At 66.1% G+C, this 12,448-nt stretch carries 8 protein-coding genes; 1 reads left to right on the top strand and 7 read right to left on the bottom strand.

Translation table 11 applies throughout. The annotated features are described in order from the left end of the window. Positions 1-8: 8 nt before the first annotated feature. From ACIRRA_RS00225 to eccA, 7 genes are all read right to left on the bottom strand, one after another. Positions 9-1,517 carry a serine/threonine-protein kinase gene (locus ACIRRA_RS00225; RefSeq protein ID WP_402761002.1) on the bottom strand — a complete coding sequence of 503 codons (1,509 nt, stop codon included), beginning with the start codon at positions 1,515-1,517 and terminating at the stop codon, positions 9-11. A 9-nt stretch (positions 1,518-1,526) separates the two neighbouring features. Then, the gene (locus ACIRRA_RS00220) at positions 1,527-2,651 is read right to left on the bottom strand and encodes a hypothetical protein (protein ID WP_402761000.1); all 1,125 of its coding nucleotides are present in this window, start codon (positions 2,649-2,651) and stop codon (positions 1,527-1,529) included. 191 nt (positions 2,652-2,842) lie between these two features. After that, a complete protein-coding gene (locus ACIRRA_RS00215) occupies positions 2,843-4,045 on the bottom strand; it encodes a hypothetical protein (RefSeq protein WP_402760997.1) in 1,203 nt (400 codons plus the stop codon). A 151-nt stretch (positions 4,046-4,196) separates the two neighbouring features. Then, the gene (locus ACIRRA_RS00210) at positions 4,197-5,510 is read right to left on the bottom strand and encodes a hypothetical protein (RefSeq protein ID WP_402760994.1); all 1,314 of its coding nucleotides are present in this window, start codon (positions 5,508-5,510) and stop codon (positions 4,197-4,199) included. Positions 5,511-5,517: 7 nt separating this feature from the next. Further along, complete coding sequence (locus ACIRRA_RS00205) at positions 5,518-6,771, bottom strand: hypothetical protein (RefSeq protein WP_402760991.1); 1,254 nt, start codon at positions 6,769-6,771, stop codon at positions 5,518-5,520. A gap of 24 nt (positions 6,772-6,795) precedes the next feature. Further along, complete coding sequence (gene eccE, locus ACIRRA_RS00200; RefSeq protein ID WP_402762215.1) at positions 6,796-8,475, bottom strand: type VII secretion protein EccE; 1,680 nt, start codon at positions 8,473-8,475, stop codon at positions 6,796-6,798. Between the two features lie 464 nt (positions 8,476-8,939). Beyond that, on the bottom strand, positions 8,940-10,775 hold the full coding sequence (gene eccA / locus ACIRRA_RS00195; RefSeq protein WP_402760988.1) for a type VII secretion AAA-ATPase EccA: 1,836 nt from the start codon (positions 10,773-10,775) through the stop codon (positions 8,940-8,942). A 210-nt stretch (positions 10,776-10,985) separates the two neighbouring features. Between eccA and eccD the strand changes: the two genes are divergently transcribed. Next, positions 10,986-12,407, top strand: a complete 1,422-nt coding sequence (gene eccD / locus ACIRRA_RS00190) for a type VII secretion integral membrane protein EccD (RefSeq protein ID WP_402760985.1) — start codon at positions 10,986-10,988, stop codon at positions 12,405-12,407. Positions 12,408-12,448 lie beyond the last annotated feature (41 nt).

Here is a 12,448-nt window from a genome sequence, read left to right as displayed (position 1 = left end):
GACCGCGTCTACTTCACGCTTTTACGCAGAATCGGTAACAGTTTGTCGAGGAGGACCTGTTCGGAGTTGTCCGACCATTGACGGATCGCGGCAACTGCGGACGGGTCGTCGAGGACGATGACGGAAGCCTTGCTACCCGTGACGGCAGACGGCAGGTTCACCAACCCTCCGCCGCCGGCATCGGTATCGCTGCGAACGGCGACGAGATAGCCGGAATTGATGGGCTGCATCGCGTCGAACTGCGTACTCGACCCCGATGTGATCGGCCGGGGGTTCGGCTCATCGCCGCTGCGAAGAAAATTGGGGTTGTAATTGAAGCCCAAATCCTCGAGGAACTTCGATTGAGGTCCGGGTTTCAACTGGACATCCATGGTCGCAGAGTGGCCGCTCACACCTGAAATATCCAGCACAACAATGGTTTTCCCGTTGAAGGCTGGATTCTGTGCGCGGGCATCGGCTATCGGGCTCCCGGGCGCTGATGCGGTGAAATCATACTGCGTCGCCCAGACGCCCACCCCTGCGGCCACTGCGATGACGGTAGCGGCGACTCCGCCTATGAGCCAGGGCCGTTTACGGGCCACGGATCTCGGGGCGATCCCGGATACCGACGACGGAGGCTCACTGTGCACGGTGGACCGACTGTGAGGCACTGTCGTCATGGACAGGCCGGAAACTCCGTACTCGAGAGCGGATTTCAGAGCAGTCGTGAATTCATGGCAGGTATCGAATCGTTCGGTGGGATCCTTTGCCATCGCGACCGCGATCACTTCGTCCACAGCTGCGGGAAGAGTGGGATCGACCGCGCTGATCCGCGGCGGCGGCTCGTTGAGGTGACCCATCATGACCACGGCCGGTTGCGTACCCGGGTAGGGATTCTGGCCTGTCAACAGTCGGAAGAACGAACAGGCCAGGCTGTAGATGTCGGCACGATGATCGAGCCGGTGCCCGCTGAGCTGCTCGGGTGAGGCATAGGCGATCGTGGCCACGAAGGCACCGGCCTGGGTGAGTTCGTTGGTGTCCTCGGTGGACTTGGCGACGCCGAAGTCGGTGAGCAGCACTCTTTCTTCACCGTTGTCGCCCATCGATAACAGGAAATTGGCGGGCTTCACGTCCCGGTGCAGCAGGCCTCGGCGATGTGCATGATCGAGGCCGCGCCCCACCTCGGTAGCAATATGCAACGCGCGCCAAGGCGTGATCGACTGCGGATTCCTTTCGGCAGCAGCCGCCGCGTCGATGCCGTCGACATACTGCATCGCGATCCAAAGCTGACCGTTGTCCTCGCCGCGGTTGTAGATCGAGACGATATTGGGGTGATCCAGGGCCGCGGCGAGATTCGCTTCGCGTTCGAATCGTGCCCGGTACTCCGGATCCGCGCTGAACTGCGGACTGAGGACCTTCAGCGCGTCCCAGCGCGGCAGTTCAGGATGCTTGGCCAGATACACCGTGCCCATGCCTCCCGCGCCGAGGACGCGTTCGATGCTGTAGCCGCGGATGATGGTGCCCGGTCCGATGTTCATCCCAATTCCTCACATGTACTGAGCATTTGCCAGCAGGGCGTACTGTGCTGCGGCCCGTTGCTGCACGTCGACCAATTGGAGTCCGGCCACGCGGGCGACGTAGCGGTCGTAGTGCAGGGTGCAGACGTAGGCGGTGCTGGTTCCCGCGACGTTGGAGGCCCACCATGAAGCGCCGGATTCGTCTCCGGGTTTCGCGGTGCAGGAGACGTCGGGCACATTGGCGGGCGCTTCGGCGTTTGCACCTGCCGCGCTGTTGATTCCGGACCACAGCTTGGCAGCGGACTCGGCATCACGAGCGCGGAATAGCAAGCCACCGCTACTGGCGGTCGATATCCGGTCGACGCCGTTGTCGTCGAGCAGTTGTTTCCAGGCCACCTGATCGTCGGCGTAGTGGAGATAGCCTCGCGGGGTGTGGGTCGCTTCGTCGATAGGGTGGGGGTTGAGCCATCCCTTGGGATGCAGCGTCCGACGCTGCATGGCGTCAGGGTCGTAGTCGAGTCGGAATATCTCATGTGGCGACAATGCGGGTGCCCGTTCGAGCAGTGACAGCTGCGCCGCGAAGACCTGCTCGGCGAGTCCACGAAGCGCATCGAGATCAGGCTTGGGCTGTGCCACATAGACATTCACGACGTACTGCCCGTACGCCATCGTGGCAGCCATCGAAGGGACACCGGGTCGCCAATGGGCTTTCGCGTTGGGCTGTTTGGCGAGCGTGACGCGAACGTTCTGATCTGCCGCGACCGCGAAGTCGGCGGCCTCCATTTGATCGGTGGCGGCCTGTGCTCGTTGCTGGTCCGGGAACTGCAGCACAGTGACATTGAAGGCGGTTGCTTCCGGATCACCCGCGGCACCGTTGAATGGATTGAAGTTGCCCGAATGATCGCGCAGGCGTGATGCGGACAGCGAGCGGGTGCTCGCGGCTGCCGAGAAGCCGAAAATGAAGCCGTTACTTTCCAATACGGGCTGCACCGCACCGGCCAGCACCGAATTCAGGGTCGCATTGGTCGAGTCCAATGACAGCGCTAGAACGTTGTGGCTGAACTTCGCGTCGACGTCGGCGCCGATGACGACATTATCAGCGAGCCGTGCCAGGGCGATCTTCTTCCCGCTGGCACCACTGTGCTGGTAGGACATGCGGACATCGAGTGGGTCGGTCGGATAGTTGCCGACAGCGAGTTGTCGTACATCGACCTCGCCTGCGATCGGGCTCCCGGATGTCTTGCTCCCGCATCCCGAGACTGATGCCACGCCTAGAAGGACGGCGATCGTTCCGACGACTGCTCTACCAGCGAAGCGGTGAGCGACAAGCCTCTTCAACAAGCCCCCTATTTGTTGTTCGCCAGGATGGCGTACTGCGCGGAAATCCGTTGGTACACATCCTGTTGTTGCTGAGACCACACCGTTGCGACATACCGCCCGTACGTCACGTAGCACGTGAATGGTGCCGCGCGGTCGTCGGGGCCGTGATACTTCACGCATTTTGCAGTCGGGAGTCCGGTCGGCGGCTCTATCCGATGCTTGAATCGGGAAGTGGATGTGACGTCGAGAAAGGTTTGAGCCGAAGCCTCGTCCTTGGTTCGAACCAGGATTCCCGCACCGTAACCGGCGAGATCCATCCCGGTCTTTTCGAACAGCGGCTTATACACGGTTGTGTCGCCTACGATGTGGAGCGTGCCGTGCTGATCGAGAGTTCCGGTGAACGCCGCAGCGGTCTGATCACCCGCAGGGCGTGGCAGGGTCAGCCGGAGCATGCGGTCGGGATCGAGCGGAAGTCCGGCGAGTTTGTCTAGCGGTGTCGGCTGGAAATTCTTCAACCGGTCGGTGATAACGTCGATCGCCTTGTCGGCCACCGATATCGGTGCTGGCTCGGGTGCAACGTGGAGATCGTTCTCGACGACGAGGTTCTCGATCTGGTTGACCATGGTGAAAATGACGAACTTCCCGGTGGGATACCAGGATGCCAACCGTTGTTCCGCCGGAGCCCAGATCATCTGGGCGGTCGGATGTTGGCTCGACTGCACCGGATTGGACGTAGTGTTCGGCACCTCCAGCACCATGCCGGTACGTGCGAGTGCATTCGCTGCGGAAGTGGCGGAGTTGTCGCTGTCGAAGATCAGGACGGCATTCGTCAGCGTGTAACCGACGAAGACATCCTCCGCAGGACGTCCGCTGGTGGCGAACCCGGTAATGAATCCGGGCGTGTCATCGGCGAAATGATCGGTATTGAGGTAGCCGTCGAACGAGTTCGGACCGGTGAAGACGTTCGTGCCGGATCCGTTGTGTGAAAGGGCCGGGTCGATCTCGGAAGCGAGAGGCAGGATATTGCCGAGCCGCACCGCCTCGAGGATACGAGCCCGCGTCGCGGGATCCGAGGTGGTCGGGTCCTGTGGTTTGGTCGGGTAGTTGCCGGTGTCGAGCTTGCTGAGATCGACTGTTACTTCCTTTGCCGCAAGGGATTCCGACCCGCACCCGGCACTGACCAACACCGAAACCGCCAGCGCCGCGGCCGCAGCCGCGCGAACCCCCATGCGGGCCGACCGTAGTCGGCCATAGCCATGACGCATGTCGAGCATTCCCCCCGCCGAAGCCGAATAGCCAGTGTCACCTTGCTTCTGGTGTGCAGAGTGTACTGGCAGGTATGGATGTGAGGCGCACCATGTCAATCGGCTGGGTGGCATCTCACAAGTACTGACTGTTCGCGAGCAGGGCGTACTGTGCCGCCGCCTTCTGCTGCGCGTCGATCAGCTGGTTGCTCGCGACGCGGGCGACGTAGCGGTCGTAGCGCACGGTGCAGATGTATCTGTCGGCGACGTTCCAGGCGTTGTAGTCCTTGTTGGAGTTGTTGGCGTCGTCGTGGTTGTCGGCGCAGGCGACGTCGGGGACCTTGGCGGGGGCCTCGGCGGGGGTGGGGGTGAGGGCGGTGATGGCGGTCCAGAGGGCGGCGGCGGACTTGGGGTCGCGGGCGCGGAAGAGGAGGCTGCCCTTGTCGGCCTCCGAGATGCGGTCGACGCCGTTGTTGTCCAGCAAGGGTTTCCAGGTTGTCTGGTCGTCGACGTAGTGCAGGTAGCCGCGGGCGGTGTGGGTGATCTCGGCGTCCGGGTTGGGGTTGATCAACGAGCTGGGGTGCAGGGTGCGGCGGAGCATGTCGTCGGGGTCGTAATCCAGGCGGTAGATGTCCTTGGCCGACAGCGCGGGCGCGCGGTCGAGCACGGGCAGTTGGGCGGCGAGGATCTTGTCGGCGAGGCCGCGCAAGCCGTCGAGGTCGGCGGTGGGTTGTTGGACGAAAAGGTCGACCACGTACGGGCCGTCGGTCAAGACGGCCGCCAGCGATGGGACGCCGGGCCGCCAATGGGCGATGGCGGCGGGGTTCCCGGTGAGGGTGACGTGGACGTTCTGGTCGGGGGCCACGTTGAAGTCGGCGGCCTCCATGTCCCGTCCGGCCGTCTGGGCGCTCTGCTGGTCGGGGAACTGGATCACGGTCAGGTTGAACGAACTGGCGGTGGGATCGACCTCCGCGCCGCCGAAGGGCTGGAAGTTCCCGGAGAGGCTGAAACCGCTGGACTTGCCCAGCGGTTTGGTGCTGGAGGCGGTGGAGTAGCCATAGACCATGTCACTGGCGTCCAGCATCGTTCGAACCGGGTCGGCCAGTATGGCATAGGTACTGGATGCCGAGGTGAGCGACTTGGACAGCAGATTGTGGTTGAACGACGGGTCGATGTCCGCTCCGATGACCATGTTGTCGGCGAGGCGCGCGATGGCCATCGCATATCCCTCGCCGCTGCTGTGGCTATAGGTCATCCGAACGTCGAGCGGGTCGGTCGGGTAGTTGCCGACCGGGAGTTGCCGGACGTCGACCTCCGCGGCGGCCGCGGTACCGGACACCTCGCCGGCGCATCCGGCCAGGGCGGGCGCGGTCACGGCGGCCGCGACGACGAAGGACACCGCTCCGAGAACTGTTCTGCCGCAACCGCGGCGAGCACCGAGACGCTTCATGATTCCCCTACTTCCCATTGGCGAGCATGGCGTACTGCGCGGAGATGCGCTGGAAGACGTCCTGCTGCTGCTGAGACCACACCGTCGCCACAAATCGTCCATAGACGACCGAGCAGGTGAACGGGAACGCATGGACATCGGGGCCGTGGTACTTCACGCAGAACGCGCTCGGCAGCCCGGGTGGCGAATCGATCCGGTGGAGGAACTTGTCCACGTTGGACTTCACAAAGTCCTTCGCCGCGTTCGCGTCCCGGGTCCGGTACAGAGCTCCCGCGCCGTAGGCGACCGCGTCCACCCCGGCCTTGTCGTACAACGAGCGGGCAAGCACCACATCGGATTCGGTGTGCAGGGCTCCGTGCCCGTCGAGCACGCCGTCGAACGCGTGCGCCGTCTGGTCCCCGGCCGGGCGCGGCAGGGTGAGGCGCAGCAGGCCCTGCGGATCGACCGGCAACGAGTCGACCTGGGCCAGGGCGGTGGGCTGGAACGATTTCAGCTTGTCGGCGGTGACGTCGATCGTCTTGTCGGACTTCGCGATCAGATCGGGGAGATCCGAGATCTTCGCGTAGAAGTTCTCGGTGTTGTTGACCAGCGTGAGGATGAGGTACTTCCCGGTCGGGTAGAACGACGCGAGGCACTGGTCGCCGGGCAGCCACGAGAGGTGTGCGGCGGGGTGCGCGGACGACTGCGCGGGTTCACCCGTCCCGAAGCCGAAGTCCAGGAAACCGTCGGCCCCCTCGGCTGCCGCGGCAGCGGCGGCGTCGCCGTCGCTGTCGAAGACCATGACGACATCGGTGAGCCGGTACCCGAGGGATTCGTCCGCGTCCGTGCGTGCGGCCGTCGCGAAACCCGCCACGAATCCGGCTGGATCATTGGTGAAGGCCGCCTCATTGAGCCAACCGAACGCCGAATGGCCGCCCTTCATCTCGGCCCGAAGGACGTCCGAGATATGGGTGAAGGGGTTTACACCACCATCGTTGTGGGTCAGCGCGGGATCGATCTCCATGGGCAGCGGCATGGCGTTCCCGAGCCGCAGCGCCTCGGTCATGCGGCCGGCCTCGACCGCGTCCGTGGCGGTGATCGGCGTCGGCTTGGTCGTGTAACTGCCGGTGTCGAGCTTGCTCAGATCGACGGTCTGCGCGGCCGTCGCATTGGAATTCGACGCGCACCCGGCGCTCGCCAGCGCCGAGACCGCCAGCGCGGCGGCGGCCACCGCGCGCAGTCGTATGCGGGCCGACCGGAGTCGGCCTGTGCCGTAACGCATGCTGTTGTATCCCCCCAAGGTAGATCAGCGCCGGGCCAAAGCCCCGCTCAGGTAATGCTGTTCCGCCGGCGTGGTGACCATTTGCGCGGTCGTCATGGTGGCGGGCGTGTGTACGGAGATGGTGTGCGGCGCGTCCGGGTGCTGGACGATCGTCACATCCGCGTCGGGTTCGTAGTCGGCGGAGATGGATTCGTGGACCGTGACCACGGTGGCCGAGCCCGGGGGAGCGGTGGCCGGGACGCCGTCGAAGACGATGACGGTGGCAGCCGGGCTGGGCAGGCGGCCGGTGATCGCCGTGCCTCGGGAGCTGTGCGTGACCGAGGAGGCCAGCGAGAGAGCATGCGGGGCCGCGACATTGGCGACCATGGCCTGCCAGGCTCCGGGGCGGGCGGTGTGGACCACCGCGCCCGCGCCGAGGGCGATGGCGCGCAGAATGACCTGCTGGGCCAGTTGCAGACTGGCGATGATGTCGATGCGGCGGGAGCCGTCGCCGATGAGGGGGACGGCGATGCCGCTGCCGGTGGCGTCTGCGCCGATCAGCTGGCCGCAGCCCGCCGTCGGCATGGTGATGTCGGTGAGCACGTCCACGGGGCCGCGGTAGCCGCTGGGGCGAATCTCCTGGGCGCCGTAGGACAGGATGTCCATGAGGGCCCACATTTGGCGGCGGGGAAGCTCTTTCAGGCCCGCGACCGGGGGTTCGCCGTGTTCGTAGGGGGTGTCGTAGCGGACGCGGGCGTCCACCTCGACGATGCCCGCGGGCTGGCCGGGCTTCGCGCCGGGCTCGGGGACGGGTTGCAGGCGCACGGTCACCGTGGTGGCGAGGCTGCGGACCGCCCAGATCTTGGCCAGGCCATCGGAATTGAACAGCTGCGGATCGATCTGGTAGCTCGTCAGGTGAACCCCGTTGTGCTCCAGGTTGTCCGGGTGCTCGGTGAATTCGCCGACGGGAATACCGCGGGTGAGCTCACGCACCGCGGTCGTCATTTCCGATGTTGTCAGCACCGACGCCGTAATACCGTGCCCGGCAAGGCGATTCGCGACCCGGCGGGTGGCGACCAGGGCTGAGCGCAGCGCGCCCTCCGGGCCGCCGCCGCGATTGTCTACGGCCTTGGCGTTGTCGAGCGGATTCAGGCGCAGCACCAGCCACATGGTGCGGTGGGCGATGGCGGGCAGTGGGCCCAGGATTTCGTCGTACAGGCGGCCCAGCGGTGCGATGCTGGCCGCGTAGCCGGAGATCACCGCCTCGGTGCTGGCGGTGCGGGTGCCGGTGCTGATGACATCGACCGAATGCAGCTCGACATCGTACTGCCGCAGGCAGGCCGCGATCTCGTTGAGCGGCAACAGCTGATCGGTACTCAGTGAACCGCGCCGCAGCAAGGTCAGCGTGTCCGGCGGCGGATCGATGCGCAGCATGGTGGTCAACAGTTTGCCGTCCCAGCGCAATCCGCAGCTGCCGCCATCCGGCAGCGGGACGTCGACCAGGGCGTTCTCGTCGAGACTCGCGCGCCGCGCCTGCTTCCAGCGATACGCGACCCATCGCCCCAGCCGCAGCCCGATCGGCGTCCCGGCCACCGGGACCAGCCCGATGAGCGCGGGCACCAGCCCGGCCACCAGCGCCGCCCACCAGGGCGCGTGCACCGCGACCACTACCAGCGACACGGCGACCCCGATCAACGCGGCCGGAATCACCAGCCGCAGCGGCAGATTCCGCAGCAGCCACAGATCATCCGACCGCAGCTCGGCTGCAACGGCATTCGTCGCGGGCCGGTCCGCTGAGGGCTGCGCGCTCTCTCCTCGAGGCTCCCTTGGCTCTGGTGCGAACTGCGCCGCCGGGGGACGCGCCGGTCGCGGCGGCGCGGCTATGTTCGAGCCGTGCGAGAACTCGCCACGGCCGAAATCGCCGTCCCCACTGCGTGAATGGCCGCTCGCCCCACCGGTCGGCGCGAAGTTGCCGGGTCCACCGGGCCCCAAGCCCGGCTCGCCCTGTCCATATTCTGGTGGTCCGCCCTGGCCGTAGCCGCCCGGACCACCCTGCGGATAACCGCTCGGCGGACGGCCGTGCCGCCCGTCTCCGGGGTAGCCCCCGTCCCCGACTGGGTTCCCGCCATTTCCGCCCGGCTGATAGCCGCCCGCTCCCCGCGGAAAGTCGTTCACAGTTCAGTTGCCCCTCAGTCGGCGGCCGACGACAGGTTCAGCGAGGAGAGCAGGGTGCTCAGCGCGGCCTTCATGTCGGGACCTTCGATCCGCATGAGCACCGACTCGTCGACGGCGCTCAGATCGATGGAATCGTCATTGGCCAGCCGGAACTCGCGTTCCTCCTCGGCGGCCTCGATCAGGTTGCGGATGAAGCGGCCGTTGCCGGCCACGTCCACACCGCGGCGGGGCTGCCCGCTCTGGTCGGTGCTCTCCATCTCGTAGAGCCGCCGGCAGGTGTCGACCAGCGCGGTCAACGCGTCCTCGGTCAGGTCCGAATCCCGCTTGGAGGCAACCACTTCGCCGATCGCGCCGAGCTCCTCGGCGGTGTAGGACGGGAATTGGAGCCGCTTGGCGAAGCGGGAGGCCAGACCGTCGTTGGCGGCCAGGAAGCGGTCGATCTCGCCGTCGTATCCGGCGATGATCACCACCAGGCGGTCGCGGTCGTTCTCCATGCGGGCCAGCAGCGTGTCCACGGCCTCGCGGCCGAACGCGTCACCGCCCGAAAGTCCGGTCTGAATCAGGGTGTACGCCTCGTCGATGAACAGCACGCCGTCCATGGCGGTGTCGATCAGCGCGTCGGTCTTGATGGCGGTGGAACCCAGGTGCTGTCCGACGAAGTCGGAGCGCTTGGTCTCGACGACCTTGTCGGTTTTGAGAATGCCCAGACCGCAATAGATCTTGGCGACCACGCGCGCGATGGTGGTCTTACCGGTTCCGGGCGGGCCGGTGAACGCGAGATGCTGACCGCGCGCCGAACTCGAAAGTCCCTTCTCCGCACGGATCTTCGCCAGCTGCGCGCTCGACTGCAGCTTGGCCACCTGCGTCTTCACCGCGACCAGGCCGATTTGCTTGTCCAGCTCGGCGCGCGCCTGCGCCAGGATCTCCTTGGCCCGGTCCTCGTGCTCGGCGGCCTGCTTCTCCTCCAGCGAGGGCGCCGAGGCCGGATCCCACCTGTCGGTGCGAGCCTCGATCACCTCCTTGGTGGTGAGGGTGATCCGGTAGGTGCGGTCACGCATGGCCGCGGTGTTGGCGTCGAAATCCGGTGCCTGCGAATACACCTTCTCGAACAGCGCCTGCGCCTCGTCGGCGGCGCCGTTCTCGCGCAGGCACAGACCGCGGCAGAACATGGCCGCGGTTCGGGCCGCGGGAATCGGGCCCGCCTCGGCGGCCTCCATCCGGCGAATCGCCTCACCGAACAGACCCAGCTGCGCACAGGCTGTGCCGACCATCACATGCGCGCCCGCCGCCAGATACGGGTCTTCCCAACCCTCGGAACCGGCCAGCACGGTCATCACGTCCGGCCAGCGCTGGGTGTTGTAGTGCAGGATGCCGCGCACGTACTTGGCGATGCGGCCGTCGATTTCGAAATCCGGCTCCGAAGCCCGGGCCCGCCGGTGCTTTTCGAGCTCGTCGAGCACCTGCTCGGCCTCGTCGTACTGCTTCGCGGCGATCAGATGTGCGGCCCACGCCAGCTGGATCTCGGTGAAACCGGCCAGCGGGTAATCGATGTAGAGGCCCGGCAGGAAACGTCCGGCAAGCTGCCGCGGCGCCAGCCCCAACCGGCGCTGTTCCCGCCCCAGCGAGACGGTGCTGCACTTGTACAGATTGCTCAGAACATCCGTGGTGACCTCACCGGCGGCGGCCCGGCCCAGCCAGGCGTCGGCCATGGTGTGGTCCCATTCGGTCGCGCGCTGGAAGGCGAGTTTGGCGTAGTCGAGGTCCCGGTTCGACTCCTGGCCCTCGATGCTCAACCCCAGTGACAGCACTCCCGCATCGAAGGCGCGTTGGGCCTGGCGAGTGTCGATCATCCTAGTCGAACCCCGAATTCGTCGAGCCTGGTTGGTCTTTCGTTCACAATCCCCACCCACATCGCGCGAATCGCACGGCTGCGGACAGTCGGATACATTATGGTTAACCGCCCTGGGCGGGCAACTGTTGAGAGCTACAGGGGAGCAGTTCAGCTAGTGACAGCACAGTCGATCGGCGGCCCGCGGGCGGCTGAACCCGAATTGTGCCGTGTGTCCGTCATCGGGGGGAATACCCAGCTCGACGTCGGTCTGCCGGCCAACGTGCCGATCGCCGCCTTCATCGGTGATCTGGTGCGCCTCATCGAATCCCGCAATCCGGATCCGATCGGCGGCGAGGAGGGGGGAACAGCCCTCCAGTCGCAGCATTGGACACTGGCCAAGTTGGGACGCGACCTGATCGCGCCCAGCCAGACGCTCAATGACGCCGAGATCTACGACGGCGAATTGCTGGTGCTGCGGGCGGTTTCCGCCAAGGAAGCGCCCGCGCTGTTCGACGACGTCATCGACGCGGTATCGAGGCTCACGGCCGAGGAGTTCCGCAGCTGGTCCGTGACCGCCGCACGGTGGACGGGACTGGTGGCGGGTGTGGCCGCGGTCGCGTTCGCGGTTGTGCTGGGGCTGATCTCGCGCTCCGCCGGAGACAAGTTCGTCGCGCCGCCGCTGCTACTGGGCGGTGCGGTCGCCGCGCTGGTCGCCGCCGCCATCGCCATGCGCAAGTACGCCGACGAGCTGACCGCGACCGTCCTCACGCTGTGCATGCTGCTGCTCACCTTCGGCGGCGCGGCCTTGGTCGTGCCCGGCTCGGTGGGCAGCCCGCACCTCATGCTCGGCGCGGCCGCGACCCTGCTGCTGGCCGTGGTCGGCTACCGCATCATCGGGGCCGGGGCGGCGGTGGTGTCCGCCGTTGTCACCGTGGTGATCCTTGCCGGAGTCGGCGCGGCCGTGCGCATGATCTGGGATGCCGGAGTGCCGAAAGTCGCTGCCGGCGTGCTGGTCACGTCGATCATCGTGCTGTCGATGGTGCCGAGACTGGCGGCCATGCTGGCGCGACTACCCGTGCCGCCGGTGCCGACGGCCGGTGCCGCCATCGATCCGGCCGACCACGAACCCCGGCCCACCATCGAGGGCATCGGCGCCATCGGCGCGACCGTGCTGCCGTCCGCGCACGGACTCGGGCAGCGCGCCCGCACGGCCAATCAGTTCCAGACCGGCATCGTGATCGGCAGTGCCATCGGCGCAGTCACCGGTGCGATCGGCTCGGCCGATCCGCTGGGCTCCGCCCGCTGGCAGGGCATCGCGCTGGCCATCGTCATCTCGATCATCCTCTGCCTGCGCGGACGCTCGTTCGCCGACCTCACCCAGGCGGCCACGCTGATCGCCAGTAGCTGCATCACTTTCGTCGGCCTGGCGGTGCTGCTGGCCCTGTCCGACAACGGCATGCTGCTCATCTCCGCCGGCATGCTGCTGGCATTCGCGGTGGGAGCCGTCGGATTCGGTGTCATCGGCCCGCATGTCGAGGTCACACCGGTCACGCGGCGATTCAACGAGCTGTTCGAATACGGCCTGATCGTGTCGATCGTTCCGCTGGTGCTGTGGATGATGGACGTCTACTCGACGGCTCGGAACATATGAGACGGCGTCCTGGAAACTGGGCGCGAACACTCTGTGCGGCC

It is taken from the genome of Nocardia sp. NPDC101769 (genome assembly GCF_044766925.1).
GTDB lineage: Bacteria > Actinomycetota > Actinomycetes > Mycobacteriales > Mycobacteriaceae > Nocardia.
Note: the sequence above shows the minus strand (reverse complement) of the source record. Positions and strands in the feature narration are given on the sequence as shown.